Here is a 17,523-nt window from a genome sequence, read left to right as displayed (position 1 = left end):
TGTATCGGATATTCCAGCAGGATGAATAGCTGTCCGGTGGAGATGGGTGTAGGGAGAACAGCTAGTTGTTCAAAAAATGTGGGCACACCTAAGCCCTGAGGGGAGAGGGAGCGACAGCCGTCGTCATGGCGCGCGGCGTTGGCCTGCTTGGCGGCTTCGGCTAATGCTTCCGGTTAGTCAGCAGTCTGAAGGCCCTCGCTTGCGCAAGAATTCAACCGCAAGGAGCGGAGTTCCGATTCGCCTCTTGCTTTCTAAACTGGTTACATCTCTTGGCACACCAGGTGAATGACCATGAAATCCAACCCGCTTTCCCTCTTCCAGTACAACTTCCGCGCGCCCGGCAGCGAGATCGCCGGCCCCGTGCGCTACGCCATCGGCCAGAGCGTCGAGGGGTTGGTCCTAGTCGGACGCAGTCAGCATGGCCTGTGCGCGATCTTTCTCGATTCCGATGCCGAAGGGCTGTGCGCTCAGCTCAGCAACGCCTTCCCGCAAGTTGAGAGAGAGGAGGACGCCGAATCCCTCGATCGTGACTTGCGTCAGCTGATTGACTTCATCGACAAAGACGTCGCCGAAGGCGTCATTGCCCTGGATATCGGTGGAACGCCCTTCCAACAAAACGTGTGGAAGGCGCTGTGCGCCATCCCCGCAGGACAGGCCCGAAGCTACAGTGAAGTTGCCGCGGGCCTGGACGCCCCCGCGGCCGTGAGGGCCGTCGCCGGTGCCTGCGCTGCCAATGTGTTTGCCATCGCCATTCCTTGCCATCGCGTCGTTCGCAGTGACGGCTCGATCTCCGGGTATCGCTGGGGCGTGGAGCGCAAGCGCACGCTGCTCGCGAAGGAACGCACGCAATGAATGCCCGGATCGCAAAAGCCGTCGTGGATGTGGCAGCCAAGCTGGACTGGGGAGCGGTCGAGCAGTCGCTTGACCGCTATGGCAACGCGGTTCTGCCGACCTTGCTGAGCAAGGCGCAGTGCGGGCAACTCTGCGCCCTGTATCCCCAGGAAGACCGCTTCCGCACCCGCATCGCGATGGCTCGCCACGGCTTCGGCCGGGGTGAGTACAAGTATTTCGCCTATCCGCTTCCACCGCTGCTGGACAACCTGCGCCATGCGCTCTATCCGCGCCTGGCTCCCATCGCCAACCGTTGGAATCGGCAACTTGGCATCGACGTGCAGTACCCGGATGCGCTGGACGCCTTTCTGACTCGCTGCCACCAGGCCGGGCAGACACGTCCCACACCGCTGATTCTCGAATACAGCGTGGGCGACTACAACTGCCTGCACCAGGATCTGTACGGCGACCACGTCTTCCCGCTGCAGGTAGCGATCCTGTTGTCTGAGCCAGGGACCTCTTTCACTGGCGGCGAGTTCGTCATGACGGAGAACTCGCCGGGCCGGCAACGCGCGGACGTGGTGACGCTGCGCCAGGGAGACGCCGTGGTATTCACCGTCAACCAGCGCCCGGATGCCGGCAAACGCGGCGGTATCCGCAAGGTCACCATGCGACACGGGGTGAGCCGGATCCGCAGCGGCCGCCGGCATGCCGTGGGCCTGATTTTTCATGATTCGCGTTAAGCGTTCCAAGACCCTCCGCAAAGCGGGCAAAGCGCTAGCCGATTGCGCCGATCTGGTTGCCAACGACAGTCCTGGATTTGATAGACGGCCCGGTCTATCCTTTTCTCGGACTCGTGCCGCCAGCCGGGTAGCGCCGGCATCGGGTACGTTCGCCGCCATGCAACAACAGCAGGCGGCCGCTGTTCAACCAATGCAGAACCGGACAGGAGACAATCAAATGCGTGTTTCGATATCGCGGTGGCCCCAAGTGTGGCTCTCCGGCCTCGCCCTGGCGGGGGCAATGACCTTGGCGCATGCGGCGCCCCTCTCGTTTACCGTGCCGCTCAGCGGCGCGCAGGAGGTGCCTCCTGTCGAGACCAAGGGCAGCGGTTCCGCCGACCTCACCTACGATCCCACCTCACGGATTGTCACCTGGACGGTCACGGTCAGCGGCCTGCCCAGCGAGGCCACCATGGCGCATTTCCACGGGCCCGCCACGGCGGGCAAGAACGCTGGGGTGAAAGTCTGGCTCTCCGGGAAGGGTGGCGCGGTCACCAGTCCCCTCAAGGGCCAGGCCACGCTCGCCCCAGCTGACGCGCAGGAGTTCCTTGCCGGCGAAATGTACATCAACGTGCACACCAAGGATCATCCCGCCGGCGAGATCCGCGGCCAGGTGCTGCCACCGAAGAGCAACTGACGCCGCGCTTGGGCTCAGATCAGCTCAGAGATACGCCGTGAGAAGCGCCGCTGCGGCGGCGCCAACCCCCAGCAGAAGCAGCGCCAGCATCGCGGACGCCAGCCGCGGTGCGGCGATGCGCGCCGGCAGTTGTTTGCGGCCGGTCAGCATGGGAAGCAGCAGGTTGTGACCCTTGGCCGCCGCGTATAGCGCGATGGCCAGCACGTGCAACGCCACCGCCGCCAGCAGCGCGTCCCACAGGATCGTGTGCAGCGCCGTGATCGCATTGGCGACCGATGCGGGAACCCATTCGGTGAGCGGCCCTTTGTCCGCGATGTCGTTGTTGATGTAGAGCCCGCTGAGCGTCTCGCCCAGCATCAAAGCGAGCAGCAACAACACCATCCACCCGCCCGCCGGGTTGTGGCCGACTTGGAGGTCGGCCTCGCGGCGCAGCACGTGCCGCAGATGGTGCAACGCGGCGGCGGGCGAGGCCATAAAGGTGTGGAACCGCGCGGTTTCGCTGCCGAAGCAGCCCCAAAGCAAGCGGAAAAGCACCAGCGCGAGCAGTGTTTCGCCGATCCGGATATGCCAGTCCATCCAGTTCAGCCGCCAGGTCGCATAAGCCCCCGCTACCAGCACCACCGCCAGCCAGTGGAACAGCCGTGTCGGCGCGTCCCAGACCAGCACGGGGCGACGATCGGGTTGCCCCGGGGGTGTGAGTGGTTCGTCAGGTTTCATCTGTCAGCCCTCCCGCAGGTAAGCCGGTCCGAGTCAATGCTCGCGTGCTGCCCACAAGCCACTGCCACGGCTGGCGACGTAGACCTCAACGGAGTCATTCAACCGCAATCCGCGACAATGGGCAATCGCCGGCGATGGCGTTCCATCAAACCGTCACCACGATCTTGCCGACTTGCCGCGCAAGGTCTGTCTCGCCGTCGATGCGTTGGTGGCGGCATTGCCCATGCTCATGCAGTGAGCGTGCGGCCACCGCCGGCTCTCACGGCAAGACAGGTTCTTCCATTTGATAGGCCCGGTGAAGCGGCGCCAGGAAGCTCGGCGCCTCAGGCATGGCCACGGATCCGATCCGGCTTACCGTCACCCCCGGCGTCCAGGAGTTCATCACCGCCGCCCCGGCCAGGCCAGGCAGGTCGGCGGGCGTCACGGGCTGCACGCGCTGAGGGATACCGAGGCGATCCAGTTGCCGGCGGACGATGCCCATGGTCGTGCCGGCCAGCATCTCGGCCTCGGGCCACACTACCGTTTCGCCGTCCCAGAAGACCAGGTTCCAGATCGTTCCCTCGCTCAGGCGCCCCTGACGGTCAACGAAAGCGGCATCGTCGAAACCTTGCCCGACGGACTGACGGAGGAAATACGTCTTGGCCACTTCGCCAACCTGCTTCAGGGCTGGCAGCACCCGTTCGTGGGCGACAGTCGCCAATGCTAGCGGGCCCCTCGGGCCGGACGCGGGCGGCCCGGTACGGACCAGTACTTCCGGCTCGACATCCGCGCCGGCCACGGTGAACTCACCCGCCGGCGAGTACACCGTGGCCACCAGCGAGACGTCCGCTGGCGCGCACGCCAGCGCCGCGCGCAGATAGGCGCGCACCTGATCGTCGGCCAATGCGCGACCGAACAGCGCCATCGAGGCCACGCTCAGCCGCTCGAGATGGAGATCCAAGCCACGGACCCGGCCTCCACGCACCTGCATCCCGGTGAAGTGCGCATAGCCCGCGAAGGCGAGAGGTGCCAACGCTTCGATGGTAGCCGGCAGGCCATTGCGTTGAACGATAGAAGAAGACGGGCTAGCTGACATGGACAGGTTTCACTCGGGTAGTTGCGTGGAGCGGGCTTGGCGAGGGGCGCGTCCCGCACCCATGCGCATGGATTGCCGCAACTATCTGCTATTGACCAGGCTTTGAGAAACGAGTATTTCTTGCCGGATCATTAAATACGGCTTGAAGATCGATGAAGCGAATGCTGCCGGGAACACGAGCACTGAGGACCTTCGAGGCGGCCGGGCGGCACCTGAACTTCACGCGCGCGGCGCAGGAGGTGGGGTTGACGCCGGCGGCGGTCAGCTACCAGATCAAGGAGATAGAGGACCAGCTGGGCATCACCCTGTTCGCGCGCACCAGCCGCAGCATCCAGCTGACGCCGGCCGGCGCCGTACTGTTCGAGGCGGCTGCCGACGCGCTCGACACCCTGCAGCGAGCCACCAGCCGGGCCCGGAGAACGGCGCGGGGGCCGGCACATCTGCGCGTCTCGCTAGGCGCGGTGTTCGCCACCAACTGGTTGCTGCCCAGGCTTGCACGGTTCAGGGCCGCGAACCCCACGCTGGAACTCATATTCGATATTTCCGATCAGGTACGGGATTTCGACGTGGACGATATCGATATCGCGATCCGCTTTGGCGCCGGATCCGTTGAGGGCGCGCGCTCGGACCGGCTGTTCGACACCGTCGTCGTCCCGATCTGCAGCCCGAAACTGCGCGAAGCCGGTTTCAGGCTGCAAACACCGCAAGACTTGTTCGGCCACACGCTGTGCTATGTCGACTGCCCGGTCGACGGCATGGTCTGGCCCGACTGGCGCATGTGGATGGCCGCCGCCGGCGTCGATGATTTTGACGACAGCCGGTGCGTCGCCTTTTCCGATTCGAGCCATGTCGTGCAGGCCGTGATCGACGGCGCCGCGATTGGCTTGGTGGAACTGCCCATGATCGCCAATGACCTGTCCCAGGGCCGGTTGGTGCGGCTATTCGAGATTGGCGTCAGCATAGCGCCTGAGTATGCCTATCATCTCGTTTATCCGGAGCGCAGCAGCCAGGACCCTCGCATCCTGGCGTTTAGCCAATGGATGCGCAATGAGACCGCTCACCCTGTTCAGGGCGGTCATCCGGGCTGACGGTGGAGATCGTGGATGCCCCCGGCGCAGCGCGGGGGCACTAAGCATCAGAAGATATGCTTGATGCCAACCATCGAACCCAACTGCTTACCGCCCGGAGCAGGCGCCGTACCCGTGCCCGCACTGCTCACCGACAGCGCCGATTGTCCACCGTTGGCGATATAGCCGGCCGTGGCATACACCGAGGTCCGCTTGGAGAACGCGTAGCTGGCGCGCAGGGCACCCAGCCATGCCTTGTCCGCGCTGTTGCGGTACTTCAGGTAATACAGCTCGCCCGCGACATTTACCGTGGGCGTGACATCGTAGGACACGCCGCCGTAATACAGGTTGCTGCGCGACGCCGTCAGCGCCTCGTTGCGACGGGCGACCCAGCCCAGGCCCGCCTTGGCGTTGCCGGCGAGCACGTAACCACCCAGGACCAGGCGGTCATCCTTCAAGTTGCTGTTGGTCAGCCCGCCGAATGCGCCGGGCCCGCCGCGCAGCGAGTCGTACGCGGCGGAGACGGACCACCAGTTGGTTTCGTACTGCAGCAGGGCGGACCACCCGCGGCAAGCCTTGCTGTCAGCGGCATTCTCGCCGGCGCAGTTGGTGCCGGAAGGGCTCGGCCCCGCGTTGACCGTGTCGCGGCCAAAGCTGTACGTGGCGCCCACCGTCAGCCCGCCAAACTTGCCCTTGTAGGCAATGGCGTTGTCGGCGCGGGCGTTGGGGAAGTAGTTGTCCAGCGAGCTGGAGCCATAGGCGTTCGGCCCCAGGATGTCGGAGTCCAGCATCGCCCAGAACAGCATGGTGTACTGGCGGCCAAAGCTGATCTGGCCCCAGTTGTTGCTCAGCCCCACCCATGCCTGGCGTCCGAACAGCCGTCCCCCCTGGTTGGACGCCCCCGTATCCGGCCCGAAGCCGGACTCCAGTGCGAAGTTCGCTTTCAACCCGCCGCCAAGGTCCTCGGTGCCACGCAGGCCCCAGCGCGACGGCACCGTGCCGCTCAGGTTCGGCATGCGCGTGACGCTGTTGCTGGCGGCACCGATGTGATTCACGTACTCGACACCGGTATCGACCACGCCGTACAGCGTGACGGACTGGGCCGAGGCCAAAGCCGGCAGCGCGCAAAACAAGGCAAGCGCTAAGGGGCGCAGCTTTCTCATGTTGACTCCTCCTTTCTTCTTGTCAGAGCCCGCTGGTTGCGGGCGGTTGGCTCAATCCAGGTACTGCAGTCCGGCGCGGGCCAGGGCGTCGCGCAGGTTGTACATATCGAGTCCCAGCTCGCCGGCGGCGAAGCGCTCCCGTTTTGCGGCTTCGTTGGCCGTGCGTGCTTCGGCAGCCTCGGCCACGGCCATGGCGCAGGCCGCGGGCACCACCACCACGCCGTCGTCGTCGGCGATCACCACGTCGCCCGGATTGACGAAGGCGCCCGCGCACACCACCGGCACGTTGACCGAGCCCAGCGTGGCGCGCGCGCAGCCTTTGGCGTGCACGGCGCGGCTGAATACGGGGAAGCCCATCGCGGTCAGGTCCTTGACGTCGCGCACGCCGCCATCGATGACCAGGCCCTTGGCGCCGCGCGCCCGGTAGGACGTGGCCAGCAGGTCGCCGAAGAAGCCGTCCGTGCTGTCTGCCGTGCAGGCGGCGACCACCACGTCGCCGGGCTGGATCATCTCGGCCGCCACATGCAGCATCCAGTTGTCGCCGGGCTGCAGCAGTACCGTGACGGCCGGGCCGCACGTGGCCGCGCCGGCATACACCGCACGCATGGTCGGCTTCATCAGGCCAAGGCGGCCCATCGCTTCGTGCACGGTCGCCACGCCGAAGCGAGACAGGCGCGCCACCGCTTCGGGATGTGCCCGTTCGATATGGCGCCGGACCACGCCAAGCTGGGTTTGAGAGGGATTCACTACAGTCTCCTTATGTTCTCAGTGTCAGAGTCCGCGGGCCTTGAGCCGGGCGTCCAGGCGGGGATACACAAGGCGGGCGTTGCCCTCGAAGATCTTGTGGCGCTCCTGCGGCGTGAGCTGGCCCGCCTGGTCCACGTAGCGGCGCGTATCGTCATAGTGGTGGCCGGTGCGCGGATCGATCCCGCGTACCGCGCCGATCATCTCGGAGGCAAACAGGATGTTGTCGACGGGGATCACGCGGGTGAGCAGGTCGATGCCGGGTTGGTGATACACGCACGTATCGAAGAAGATGTTGCCGAGCAGATGCGCCTCAAGCTCAGGGAGCTTCAGCTCCTGCGCCAGGCCACGGAAGCGCCCCCAGTGATAAGGCACCGCGCCGCCCCCATGCGGAATCACGAACTTCAGCGTGGGAAACCGCTTGAACAGATCGCTGGTCAGGCATTGCATGAATGCCGTGGTATCCGCGTTCAGGTAGTGCGCGCCGGTCGTGTGAAAGCACGCATTGCAGCTGGTGCTGACATGGATCATCGCCGGCACGTCATACGCGGCCAGCATCTCGTAGATGGGATACCAGTACGGGTCCGACAGCGGCGGCGAGGTCCAATGGCCGCCCGAAGGATCGGGGTTCAGGTTCACGCCCACGAACCCGTATTCGACGATGCAACGCTCGAGTTCAGCGAGACACGTGCGCGTGTCCACGCCCGGCGACTGCGGCAGCATGGCCGCACCCACGAAGTGATCCGGGAACAGTTCCGCGACCCGGTAGCACAACGCGTTGCACAGGCTCGACCACGTGGCACTGGTCTCGAAGTTGCCGATGTGGTGCGCCATGAACGATGCGCGTGGCGAGAAGATGGTGAGATCGGAGCCGCGCTCCCGCATCATGCGCAGCTGGTTGGAGGAGATGGCTTCGACCAGCTCATCGTCGCTGATATGCAGGTCTGACGCAGAGGGGCCGAGGCTGGGCGAGGCGAGGTTGGCGATCTGCTGCTTGCGCCAGTCTTCCAGCGCCTTTGGCGCGGTAGTGAAATGCCCGTGGCAATCGATGATCATAAAGACGTGTGCTAAGCGTGTACGTTCAGGTTGCAGGCCATGCAGCGGCGGGGATCATGACCTCGCCGCGCATGATGGGTCGGGCGGTGCGAACCAGCGCGCTGCGCGCGATGGTGTTCGGCCGCGTGGGATCGGTTTCCAGCTCGACGGTGAACTCGCCGGTGGGGTGTTCAACGCTGATGGCATGGACAGGGCCGCTGCCGGGGATGTCGGCGATGCCTTGCGCTACCGTTTGAGGCAGGACGCAAGCGGTGCCCACCGTCACGGCCGCCAGCACGCCGATGGCCTCGTGGCAAACGTGCGGAATGAAGCAGCGTGTGGCAACGCTGCCGCCGGCACGCGGCGGGGCGATCAGGCACATCTTGGGATAGCTCTTGGCGGTGACGTCGCCCAGTCCCATGCGATGTCCTGCTTTCAGGCGCAGCGCCTCCAGCGTGGCCTTCAGCGGCGCGTCTTCGTTCAGGGCTTGCACGCTTTCATAGCCGGAGCGCCCGAGATCGCTGGCGCGTAGCAGGACCATCGGCATGCCGTTGTCGATGAGCGTCGCGTCCACGGTGATCGTCTTGCCCGTGGCAGCGTCGCTGACCGTCAACCGGTCCAGCGCATTGCCGCTGGGAAGCAGGGCAGGGCAGACGGACCCCGCCGTATCCAGGAAATCGATCACGATGGGCGCGGCCGTACCGGGCACGCCATCGATGCGTGCATCGCCTGCGTAGTGCGGCTTGCCACCCGGCGTCTGCAAGGTGATGTCGCATACCATCCCGGTATTCCGGGTGAGCACCCGGGTACGGGTGACATCGCCGGAAGGCTTGAGCAAGCCGCACTCCACCGCGAACGGCAGCACGGCGGCCAGCATGTTGCCGCAGTTGGGCGTGGTGTCCACCGTATCTGTCCTGGGCTGGAGCTGCGCAAAAAGAAACTCCAGATCGACCTCGCCCGGCACGCCGCGCCCCACGATGCCAACCTTGCTGGTCAACGGATGCGCGCCACCCAGGCCGTCGATCTGACGCGGATCCGGCGAGCCCATGGCGGCCAGCAGCACGCGGTCTCGCGCAGGGGTTTGCGCAGGCAGATCCGCGGCGAGAAAGAAGGGGCCGCGAGACGTGCCGCCACGCATCAGGATGCACGGTACCGGCAAGAGATCCGAAGCGATGAGGTCATTCATGGAACACGATCCGCGTACGTCGATGATGGGCGAGTATTGGCGCTAAGCCCTTGCGGTGGGTTGCCTTCTGACCCGGCCAGTGTTCCAATCTTCTTATTGGCTTGGCGAACCGAAAGCACAACGAAGGCGAAACTCAGGCACCCGATGGATCTTTCCCCGATCAGCTTGCATCACCTTTATGTGTTTGCCGGCGTGGCTGCCGCAGGGGGCGTGCGCCGCGCAACGGAGACGCTGCACCGCGCGTCGTCAGCGATCGCGCGCTCGGTCTGCGCATTGGAGAGCAGCCTGGAGGTAGAGCTCTTCGAGCGCAAAGGGCGGGGCATGCTGCTGACCCGCGCCGGAGAAGAAGTGCTGCTCCGCGTGCAGCAGATCGACGCCATCCTCAGAGAGGTCCGGGACGAAGCCTTGCGCCTGCGCAGCCGGCATGGCGGCGCTGTCGCCAGCCTCGAATCGCTCTACAACGAGCGCCGGCTGGAAGTCGCCACCATGCTGGCCGAGGCACACCACATGCCCAGCGTGGGCGCGGTGCTTGGCATTTCGCAATCCGCCGTCAGCCAGGCGGTGGCGCGGCTGGAAGAGATTCTGGGGCAGCCGCTGTTCCTGCGCACCGCGCGCGGCATGATTCCCACGGACGTGGGCGACCGCTGGATGGTGCGGTTCGAGCGCGTGCTGGCGGAACTGCGCCATATCAAGGCCGACGTGGCCGCACTGAGCGGAGTGCTGGAGGGCGTGGTCACGGTGGGCGCGCTGCCACTCGGCCGCACCCAGCTGCTGCCGGCCGCCATCGCCGGGCTGCACGCGCGCCACCCGCGCTTGCGCTTTCGCTCGCTCGAGAGTCCTTATGAGGAACTGACCGCGGGGCTGCTCAGCGGGCGCATCGACCTGATCCTTGGCGCCTTGCGGCCGGGCTCCGCCCAGGGTCTGGCGATGGAGCCGCTGTTCGAGGACCGGATGGCGCTGATTGCCAGCGCCGACCATCCGCTGGCATCCAGGCGGCGGCTCACCCTGCGCGATGTCGAGGCCTACCCGTGGGTGCTCTCCCGTGCCCGCTCACCGCTGCGCGAGGCGCTGGACGGCTACTTTGTGCAGCAGGGACGGCCCTTGCCGCAACCCTTCGTGGAAACCGGAGACCTGGCTTTATTGCGCGGCCTGCTGCTGCGCGGCGAGATGATCACTGCCTTGTCTGCCCACCAGCTTCATTATGAGATCGAGCAAGGATCGCTCTGCGTGCTCGATCTCCCCATACCCGGCGCGAGCCACCCAACGGCATCACGACCCGCGCGGGCGCCCGGCTCTCGCCCGGCGCCGACGCGCTGCTTGCCGAGCTGCGCACCTGCAGCGCGGCCTGGCGCTGAAGTCCACGCCGCAGCCGGTGCCGCGGCGCTAGCCGCCCGTGCATCGATAAGCAGATGGCAACGCCCCGCCAGCCGAAAGCAATACATGCAGACCGCCCGGATCGTAGACTAGCCTTGCCATGAACGTTGCGCTGGCGCCCACACCCAGCATGGCGATTCTGGCCATTAGTCAGATGAACGATAAGAACCCGCGTTCGGGTTCACCAGGAGACGGCATGACTGCACGGCCCCGGCTCGATATCCGAGCCCACATCAATGATAGAAAAATGTCGAGCTACCAGTGGCTGCTGCTCGGCTTATGCTTCCTGATCGTCGCCACCGACGGCATGGATGTCGCCATCATGGGCTTCCTCGCCCCGGACATCACGCGCGAGTGGGGCATCTCCCGTGCCAGCTTCGGCATCGTGATGAGCGCTGCGCCGCTCGGCCTTGCCATCGGCGCGCTGCTGGTCGGCCCGCTCTCCGACCGCTTTGGCCGCAAGAAGCTGCTGATCGGCTCCATCGCGCTGTTCGGTTCGTTCAACCTGCTGAGCGCGTTTTCCGACGGCATCGTGACGTTGTCGCTGCTGCGCTTGCTCACGGGCCTAGGCCTGGGCGCGGCCATGCCCAGCACCACCACGCTGCTCTCGGAATACGTGCCGGAACGCTCCCGCAGCACGCTGCTGGCCGCCATGTTCACCGGCTTCAACCTGGGCTCCGCATTGGTCGGTTTCGGCGCCGCCGCGCTGTTGCCGCACTACGGCTGGCGCACGGTGCTGATGGTGGGCGGCGCGCTGCCGCTGATCTGCCTGCCGGTCTACATGCTGCTGATTCCGGAATCCGTGCGCTTCATGGCCGTGCGCAAAGCGGCCCCGGAGAAGATCGCCCGTACCCTGCGCCGCGTGTGCGGGGGCAACATTGCGGACAATACCGAGTTCACCATCAGCGAGCCGCCGGTGCCCACCTCGCAACCCGTGCGCACGCTCTTGTCGCCCGGCTACCGTGGGATCACACTGTCCCTGTGGCTCACTTACTTCATGGGCTTGCTGGTGATCTACCTGCTCAGCGGCTGGCTGCCGACCCTGATCAAGGACGCAGGACTGCCGATCGAGCGCGCCGCCAACCTCACCGCGCTCTTCCAGCTGGGCGGGACTGTTGGCGCACTCGTGGTCGGGTTCTACATGGACCGCCGCGCCGCCAACAAGGTCATCGCGCTTGCCTACGTTTGCGGCGCAGCATGGATTCTCCTGCTGGCCTCGGGCAATGTGAGCTCCACGCTGTTTGCCTTCTACGTGCTGATGGCGGGCTTTTGCATGAGCGGCGCACAGACCGGCCTGAACGCCTTCGCCCCCGGGTGCTATCCCACCCCGGTGCGCGCCACCGGCGTGAGCTGGATGCTGGGCATCGGCCGCTTCGGCAGCATCACCGGGTCCATGGCTGGCGGCGTGCTGCTCGGCCTGGGCTGGGGCTTCAGCGCGGTCATTGCCATCCTTGCCGTCCCCGCGGCCATGGCCGCGATATCGATCATTTCCACCAAGGTGCAGCAACGCGCCGTACCCGCCTGAGTCGTTAACATGGCCACTATCATCGGCGCCATCGCGTCATCCCACACGCCCACCATCGGCTTCGCGCTGGATGCGGGCAAGCAGCAGGATCCCGCCTGGGCTCCGATCTTTGCCGCGTACGCGCCGGTTCAGCGAATGGTTGGCCAAAGCCAGGCCGGATGTCCTGGTCATGGTCTACAACGACCACGTGACATCCTTCTTCTTCGACCACTACTCGGCATTCGCGCTCGGGGTCGGCGAGTCCTACGCCGCGGCCGATGAAGGCGGCGGCCCGCGCGCGCTGCCCGCCATCGGTGGCCATCTTGGTTTGTCCAGGCACATCGGCGCATCGCTGATGGCCGATGAGTTCGACATGTCCTTCTTCCAGGACAAGGCGCTCGACCACGGCTGCTTCTCGCCCTTGTCGGTCCTGCTGCCGCACGGCGATGGCTGGCCTGTCAGGATCGTGCCGCTGCAAGTCGGCGTGCTGCAGTTCCCGGCGCCGTCCGCGCGCCGCTGCTACAAGCTGGGGCAGGGGCTGCGCCGCGCCATCGAGAGCTACCCGGAAGACCTGCGCGTGGCCATCGTGGCCACCGGCGGGCTCTCGCACCAGGTGCATGGCGAACGCGCCGGCTTCAACAACACCGCGTGGGATCACCGCTTCCTGGATCTGTTCGAATCCGACCCTGAGGCGCTGCTGGAACTCACCCACGCCGACTACGCCAAGCTGGGCGGCTTCGAGAGCGCCGAGGTGGTGATGTGGATGGTCATGCGCGGCGCCATGTCCAACGCCATCCGCTGCATCCATCGCGACTACTACCTGCCCTCCATGACCGGCATCGCCGTGGCCGTCTACGAGAACCAAGCCTGCACGGACCCCGAGCGCGTGGCGGCGCGCGCCGAGCGCCAGCGCGAGCATATCGGGCACCAGTTGCGCGGCATCGAAGCGCTGGAAGGCACGTATCCCTTCACGCTGGAAACCAGCGTGCGGGCCTACCGCATCAACCGCTACCTGCATCAGCTGGTGCAGCCGGACTTCCGCGTCCGCTTCCTGGCCGATCCCGCCGCCACGTACGACGAATCCGGACTCACCGCGCAGGAGCGCGACCTCATCTCACAGCGCGACTGGCGCGGGATGATCCACTACGGCGTGATCTTCTTCCTGCTGGAGAAGCTCGGCGCGGTCAGCGGCGTCTCCAATCTCCATATCTACGCCGCCATGCGCGGCGAGTCGCTCGCGGATTTCCAGAAGACCCGCAACGCGCCCGGCGCGCTTTACTCGGTAAGCGGCACTGCCGCCACAGCTGGCCAGGGCGCCGCGTGGCAAAGCCCCGGCGCGCAGCCGGACGCGGTGGCGCCCGTAGTCAAGCCGGACTAAAGCAGCGGGGCGAGCAAATTGCCAGAGGATATTCGCTGGACTGGCGACAAGGGCAACAACCCATTAGCCCGCGCGATGCGCATCCACATCCAGCGCAGCCTCGGCCGCCGCGCCGGACTGCCCCTTGTAATAGAGGTGCACGCCGATCGCGAGCGAGTCATGGCGGATCTCGTGCAGCGCCTTCCAGGCCTTGGCGGGGTCCTTGAACACCAGGTAATGCGCTTCCTTCTCCACCATGTCCGCGACCTGGTGCAGGCCATGCACGTGCAGCGCGTTGACAAGCGCGTCGAGGCTGCGATGCGTGCGGGCGTCGGTGCGCGGGTAGAGCATGTGGAGCACGGCGACACGTTGCGAAGCGCTCGTTGCCGTGTAGGCCTCGACGATGTCCTGGTGACGGATAGCCGTGACGACGTCTTCCGTCGTCACGTGTTGGGTCGGGAGCAGGGTTTCGGGTGTGAGTCGCATGACGTTCGCTTCCTTGGCAAGGCCGATTGGAGTAAGTAATCTACGCCAACGTCGCGCCAAGGGAAAACCCTCGGTTTGCAATTCACTGTTGCGAGGAGTGGGCGAATCGATGGGGAACCATTTGTGCGAGCCACTCAAAATGCCCATCCGTGGTTTCCACAGCGACAACTCTGACGAGCCGTGGGCCGTGCGGCGCTTCTATGTTCGCGACCCATTTGGCAAACTGATCAATGTGCTCGCCCACATCTGACGTGGAGGTCTGCCAAGGCGGCCGTAGTCTGTCCGGATGACTGCGCGTGGCCAGCCGTCTACCAGGAAGAGGTACCCCCACGTGCCCTAAGCAGTTTCCCTTCAAAGTGGGCAACCAGGAAGTCGAGGAACGCCCGGACCTTGGCCGACATGTTCAGCCGCTCCGGGAAGACGGCAAAGATGTCGGCTGGTGGCAAGGCATAGTCTTCGAGCAGCAAGACCAGGCGGCCACTTCGGAGGTACTTGGCAAGGTCCCACTCCGCGCGTTGCAGGATCCCTTGCCCGGCAAGGCCCCACGTCAGCGTGACTTCGCCATCATTGCTGCTCAGCGCGCCGCGAACCTTCACCGTTTCCGTCTTCTTGCCTTTGACGAAGCGCCAGATGCCATACGCGGAGTCATTCTGGCGCAGCACGATGCATTGATGCTGCGTCAGATCGTGTGGCGTGACCGGCGTGCCGTGTGCTTTCAGATACGAGGGCGCGGCGCAGACCAGGCGCCGGTTGTCAGCAATCTTCCGTGCCATCAGGCGTGTGTCCGGAATCTCGCCGAACCGTATCCCGATGTCGAATCCTTCATCCCCCAGGTTCATTGGCCTGTCCGTCAGATGTAGCTGCACCTCCATCTGTGGAAACCGTTTGGCGAAATCGGATATCGCAGGCGCGATGTAGGTTCGCCCGAATCCCAGCGGAGCGTTGACTCGCAACGTCCCACGCGGCGCCACATGGCTGCTGGAGATCAGTTGGTCGAGATCCTCGATCTCCGCGAGCAGGCGCCGGGCGTGCTCGAGGTAGACCTCTCCCTCGGCGGTCAGGCCGATGCGCCGCGTCGTCCGGTTCAGCAACCGCACCCCAAGCCGCTTCTCCATTTGAGCGAGCCGTTTACTGATGGCCGCAGGTGTGACGTCTTGCTCACGCGCGGCCGCTGACAGGCTGCCCGCCTTGGCCAGGCCAGCGAAGAAGGCAAGTTCCGAAGGATGTCCCATCTTCAACCCCAAGTTAATATTAGTTTGAAATCCAGTTCATCTTACTCCCTCAGTTTTCAACGATAGTTAGGTCACAGAAGGCGCCGGCATACCTGGCGGTTGAAAGCGGCCTTCGGTGTGTGGAAAACAATGAGAGGAGCAACGCTATGCGTGAATACAAGATTGCAGCCATCCCTGGCGATGGCATCGGCCCGGAAGTCATCTCTGCCGGTTTGCAAGTGCTGGAGACCCTGGCGGGGCAAGATGGCGGCTTCAAGCTGAGCGTCGAGCATTTCCCGTGGAGCTCCGACTACTACCTGGAAAAAGGCTACTACATTCCCGAAGGCGGGCTTGAACGCCTGAAGCAGTTCGACGCCATCTTCTTTGGTGCCGTCGGTGCACTGAACGTGCCCGACCACGTGTCGCTGTGGGGCCTGCGCCTACCCATCGCCCAGGGCTTCGACCAGTACGCCAACGTACGCCCCGCACGCGTACTGCCAGGGGTGAAGAGCCCGCTGGCCAATGGCAAGGACATCGACTGGGTCATCATCCGCGAGAACTCGGAAGGCGAGTACGCGGGCAACGGCGGCCGTACCCACCGTGGCCTGCCCATCGAGACCGGCACGGAAACCGCTGTCTTCACGCGCGCCGGTGTCGAACGGATCCACCGCTTCGCATTTGAGCTCGCGCAAAAGCGCCCCCGCAAGCACCTTACCCTGGTGACCAAGTCGAACGCGCAGCGCTTCGGCATGGTGATGTGGGACGAGATCTTCTACGAAGTCGCCAAGGACTATCCGGACGTCAAGGTTGACCGCGAACTGGTCGACGCCGTGACGACGCGCATGGTGTTGAAGCCCCATACGCTGGACGTGGTGGTCGCGACCAACCTGCACGCCGACATCCTGTCCGACCTGGCGGCGGCACTTTCCGGCAGCCTCGGCATCGCGCCGACCGCCAACCTGAACCCGGAGCGCCTGTTCCCGTCCATGTTCGAGCCGATCCACGGCTCCGCCTTCGACATCACGGGCAAGGGCGTGGCGAATCCCATCGCCACCTTCTGGACCGCGGCCATGATGCTTGAGCATCTGGGTGAAAAGCCCGCGGCTGACCGCCTGATGGCAGCCATCGAGCAGATCACCGCGGACGGCGTCTTCACCCCGGATCTGGGCGGCAACGCGACCACCGCGTCGGTCACCGAAGCCATCTGCAAGGTGCTGGCCAACCAGGTCAAGAAGGCGGCCTGAGGCTGAGCAGGAAGCGCGGCTCGCCGCGCCGCATCAAACAGCTAGCGGGCTAGCACCGGCACAGGTGCCCCGCACCGAGTCGGCCCTGAGTGGGCCGGCCAATCAAGAATGCCATCAGGAGACAGGCATGCAATCCGTTATCCGGACTGCGGTGGCTGCGTTCGCCCTCGCTCTCGGCGCCGGCACCGCTTTCGCCCAGGCATATCCCACCAAGCCCATTCGCCTCATTGTCCCGTTTCCCCCGGGGGGCACCACCGACGTCCTTGCCCGCGCCGTGGGACAAAAGCTCACGCAGGCGCTAGGCCAGCCCGTCATCATCGAAAACCGGCCGGGCGCTGGTGCAACCATCGGCGCGGACGCCGCCGCGAAGTCCGCGCCAGATGGCTACACACTGCTCATGGGCGCGGTTCACCACACCATCGCGCCGAACGTCTACAGAAAGCTCTCTTACGACTTCCAAAAGGATCTGACGCCGGTCTCCGTCGTTGCCATCGTGCCGAACGTGCTCGTCGTCAGCCCGAGCTTTCCGGCCAAGAACGTGCAGGAGTTGGTCGCCTATGCCAAGGCCAATCCCGGAAAGCTGACCTACGCGTCCAATGGCAACGGCACGGCCCATCACCTCATCGGCGAGCAATTCAAGGCACAGACCGGCACCAACATCGTCCACGTTCCCTACAAGGGGAGCGCCCCGGCCATCACTGACCTGATGGGCGGCCAGGTATCGATGATGTTTGACACCGCGTCGTCCGCGCTGCCTTACATCAAGGCGGGCAAGCTCAAGCCGCTGGCGGTCGCCACGGCCAAGCGCTCTTCCGCACTGCCGGATGTGCCTACCCTTGCCGAATCCGGCTTGCCCGGCTTCGACATCGCCTCCTGGTTCGGCATCCTTGCCCCTACCGGAACGCCGCCTGAGATCGTGAACAGGCTTAGCACTGAAATCGCCAAGGCCCTGGCACTGCCCGATGTGAAGAAACAATTCGCTGCCATCGGCGCAGAGCCGGTCGGCAACACCCCGGCCCAGATGACGGCCCAGATCAAGGACGAAGTCACCCGCTTCGGCAAGCTCGTCAAGGAAGCGCACGTCAGCATGGACTGACCAAGAGGCACGGC

15 protein-coding genes and 3 pseudogenes are annotated in these 17,523 nt (G+C 65.1%); 10 read left to right on the top strand and 8 right to left on the bottom strand.

The features are described 5' to 3' along the window. Positions 1–291: 291 nt before the first annotated feature. The 3 genes from ACYP5B_RS18640 (at position 292) to ACYP5B_RS18630 (ending at position 2,250) form a co-directional block, all read left to right on the top strand. On the top strand, positions 292–852 hold the full coding sequence (locus ACYP5B_RS18640; RefSeq protein ID WP_459570684.1) for a methylated-DNA--[protein]-cysteine S-methyltransferase: 561 nt from the start codon (positions 292–294) through the stop codon (positions 850–852). After that, positions 849–1,574, top strand: a complete 726-nt coding sequence (locus tag ACYP5B_RS18635) for a 2OG-Fe(II) oxygenase (RefSeq protein WP_459570683.1) — start codon at positions 849–851, stop codon at positions 1,572–1,574. Before ACYP5B_RS18640 ends, ACYP5B_RS18635 begins: the two co-directional genes overlap by 4 nt. Before the next feature lie 217 nt (positions 1,575–1,791). Next, the gene (locus ACYP5B_RS18630; RefSeq protein ID WP_459570682.1) at positions 1,792–2,250 is read left to right on the top strand and encodes a CHRD domain-containing protein; all 459 of its coding nucleotides are present in this window, start codon (positions 1,792–1,794) and stop codon (positions 2,248–2,250) included. A gap of 24 nt (positions 2,251–2,274) precedes the next feature. On the opposite strand, the gene ACYP5B_RS18625 is transcribed toward ACYP5B_RS18630, so the two are convergent. Continuing rightward, the gene (locus ACYP5B_RS18625) at positions 2,275–2,967 is read right to left on the bottom strand and encodes a cytochrome b/b6 domain-containing protein (RefSeq protein ID WP_459570680.1); all 693 of its coding nucleotides are present in this window, start codon (positions 2,965–2,967) and stop codon (positions 2,275–2,277) included. Between the two features lie 259 nt (positions 2,968–3,226). Then, positions 3,227–4,042, bottom strand: coding sequence for an aminotransferase class IV family protein (locus ACYP5B_RS18620; protein WP_459570679.1), 816 nt, complete (start codon positions 4,040–4,042; stop codon positions 3,227–3,229). Positions 4,043–4,194: 152 nt separating this feature from the next. Here ACYP5B_RS18620 and ACYP5B_RS18615 point away from each other — a divergent pair, with 152 nt between their 5' ends. After that, complete coding sequence (locus tag ACYP5B_RS18615; RefSeq protein ID WP_459570678.1) at positions 4,195–5,130, top strand: LysR substrate-binding domain-containing protein; 936 nt, start codon at positions 4,195–4,197, stop codon at positions 5,128–5,130. Positions 5,131–5,177: 47 nt separating this feature from the next. Here the strand turns inward: ACYP5B_RS18615 and ACYP5B_RS18610 are convergent, their stop codons facing one another. The 4 genes from ACYP5B_RS18610 to ACYP5B_RS18595 are packed head-to-tail and all read right to left on the bottom strand — an operon-like array spanning position 5,178 to position 9,237. Continuing rightward, the gene (locus ACYP5B_RS18610; RefSeq protein WP_459570677.1) at positions 5,178–6,272 is read right to left on the bottom strand and encodes a porin; all 1,095 of its coding nucleotides are present in this window, start codon (positions 6,270–6,272) and stop codon (positions 5,178–5,180) included. Positions 6,273–6,323: 51 nt separating this feature from the next. Continuing rightward, positions 6,324–7,019, bottom strand: coding sequence for a 4-carboxy-4-hydroxy-2-oxoadipate aldolase/oxaloacetate decarboxylase (ligK, locus tag ACYP5B_RS18605; protein ID WP_459570676.1), 696 nt, complete (start codon positions 7,017–7,019; stop codon positions 6,324–6,326). A gap of 24 nt (positions 7,020–7,043) precedes the next feature. Continuing rightward, the gene (locus tag ACYP5B_RS18600; RefSeq protein WP_459570675.1) at positions 7,044–8,072 is read right to left on the bottom strand and encodes an amidohydrolase family protein; all 1,029 of its coding nucleotides are present in this window, start codon (positions 8,070–8,072) and stop codon (positions 7,044–7,046) included. 25 nt (positions 8,073–8,097) lie between these two features. Continuing rightward, positions 8,098–9,237 (bottom strand): 4-oxalomesaconate tautomerase, encoded by a 1,140-nt coding sequence (locus ACYP5B_RS18595; protein WP_459570674.1) that lies wholly within the window; start codon positions 9,235–9,237, stop codon positions 8,098–8,100. Positions 9,238–9,381: 144 nt separating this feature from the next. Between ACYP5B_RS18595 and ACYP5B_RS18590 the strand changes: the two are divergent. From ACYP5B_RS18590 to ACYP5B_RS18580, 3 genes and pseudogenes are all read left to right on the top strand, one after another. Next, a pseudogene (locus tag ACYP5B_RS18590) lies at positions 9,382–10,592 on the top strand (LysR family transcriptional regulator). 215 nt (positions 10,593–10,807) lie between these two features. After that, on the top strand, positions 10,808–12,136 hold the full coding sequence (locus tag ACYP5B_RS18585; RefSeq protein ID WP_459570673.1) for an MFS transporter: 1,329 nt from the start codon (positions 10,808–10,810) through the stop codon (positions 12,134–12,136). Positions 12,137–12,145: 9 nt separating this feature from the next. Continuing rightward, positions 12,146–13,493, top strand: a pseudogene (locus tag ACYP5B_RS18580) (gallate dioxygenase). Between the two features lie 63 nt (positions 13,494–13,556). On the opposite strand, the gene ACYP5B_RS18575 reads toward ACYP5B_RS18580, so the two are convergent. Further along, entirely contained in the window at positions 13,557–13,958 is a 402-nt protein-coding gene (locus ACYP5B_RS18575) for a hypothetical protein (RefSeq protein WP_400095469.1), read from the bottom strand. A gap of 169 nt (positions 13,959–14,127) precedes the next feature. On the opposite strand from ACYP5B_RS18575, the pseudogene ACYP5B_RS18570 reads away from it, so the two are divergent. Continuing rightward, positions 14,128–14,208: pseudogene (locus ACYP5B_RS18570) on the top strand (glyoxalase); the annotation flags it as partial. Positions 14,209–14,266: 58 nt separating this feature from the next. Here the strand turns inward: ACYP5B_RS18570 and ACYP5B_RS18565 are convergent. Further along, a complete protein-coding gene (locus ACYP5B_RS18565) occupies positions 14,267–15,190 on the bottom strand; it encodes a LysR substrate-binding domain-containing protein (RefSeq protein WP_267606489.1) in 924 nt (307 codons plus the stop codon). 146 nt (positions 15,191–15,336) lie between these two features. On the opposite strand from ACYP5B_RS18565, the gene ACYP5B_RS18560 reads away from it, so the two are divergent. Both ACYP5B_RS18560 and ACYP5B_RS18555 read left to right on the top strand, forming a co-directional pair. After that, positions 15,337–16,413 (top strand): tartrate dehydrogenase, encoded by a 1,077-nt coding sequence (locus ACYP5B_RS18560; RefSeq protein WP_318237763.1) that lies wholly within the window; start codon positions 15,337–15,339, stop codon positions 16,411–16,413. 127 nt (positions 16,414–16,540) lie between these two features. Beyond that, entirely contained in the window at positions 16,541–17,509 is a 969-nt protein-coding gene (locus ACYP5B_RS18555) for a tripartite tricarboxylate transporter substrate binding protein (protein ID WP_459570672.1), read from the top strand. Positions 17,510–17,523 lie beyond the last annotated feature (14 nt).

It is taken from the genome of Cupriavidus sp. 8B (genome assembly GCF_054589115.1).
Note: the sequence above shows the minus strand (reverse complement) of the source record. Positions and strands in the feature narration are given on the sequence as shown.

Excerpts from the sequence above, each read along its gene's own strand:
- ACYP5B_RS18640 (WP_459570684.1), top strand. The coding sequence starts at position 292 with ATGAAATCCAACCCGCTTTCCCTCTTCCAGTACAACTTCCGCGCGCCC.
- ACYP5B_RS18635 (WP_459570683.1), top strand. The coding sequence starts at position 849 with ATGAATGCCCGGATCGCAAAAGCCGTCGTGGATGTGGCAGCCAAGCTG.
- ACYP5B_RS18630 (WP_459570682.1), top strand. The coding sequence starts at position 1,792 with ATGCGTGTTTCGATATCGCGGTGGCCCCAAGTGTGGCTCTCCGGCCTC.
- ACYP5B_RS18625 (WP_459570680.1), bottom strand. The coding sequence starts at position 2,967 with ATGAAACCTGACGAACCACTCACACCCCCGGGGCAACCCGATCGTCGC.
- ACYP5B_RS18620 (WP_459570679.1), bottom strand. The coding sequence starts at position 4,042 with ATGTCAGCTAGCCCGTCTTCTTCTATCGTTCAACGCAATGGCCTGCCG.
- ACYP5B_RS18615 (WP_459570678.1), top strand. The coding sequence starts at position 4,195 with ATGAAGCGAATGCTGCCGGGAACACGAGCACTGAGGACCTTCGAGGCG.
- ACYP5B_RS18610 (WP_459570677.1), bottom strand. The coding sequence starts at position 6,272 with ATGAGAAAGCTGCGCCCCTTAGCGCTTGCCTTGTTTTGCGCGCTGCCG.
- ACYP5B_RS18600 (WP_459570675.1), bottom strand. The coding sequence starts at position 8,072 with ATGATCATCGATTGCCACGGGCATTTCACTACCGCGCCAAAGGCGCTG.
- ACYP5B_RS18595 (WP_459570674.1), bottom strand. The coding sequence starts at position 9,237 with ATGAATGACCTCATCGCTTCGGATCTCTTGCCGGTACCGTGCATCCTG.
- ACYP5B_RS18585 (WP_459570673.1), top strand. The coding sequence starts at position 10,808 with ATGACTGCACGGCCCCGGCTCGATATCCGAGCCCACATCAATGATAGA.
- ACYP5B_RS18575 (WP_400095469.1), bottom strand. The coding sequence starts at position 13,958 with ATGCGACTCACACCCGAAACCCTGCTCCCGACCCAACACGTGACGACG.
- ACYP5B_RS18565 (WP_267606489.1), bottom strand. The coding sequence starts at position 15,190 with ATGGGACATCCTTCGGAACTTGCCTTCTTCGCTGGCCTGGCCAAGGCG.
- ACYP5B_RS18560 (WP_318237763.1), top strand. The coding sequence starts at position 15,337 with ATGCGTGAATACAAGATTGCAGCCATCCCTGGCGATGGCATCGGCCCG.
- ACYP5B_RS18555 (WP_459570672.1), top strand. The coding sequence starts at position 16,541 with ATGCAATCCGTTATCCGGACTGCGGTGGCTGCGTTCGCCCTCGCTCTC.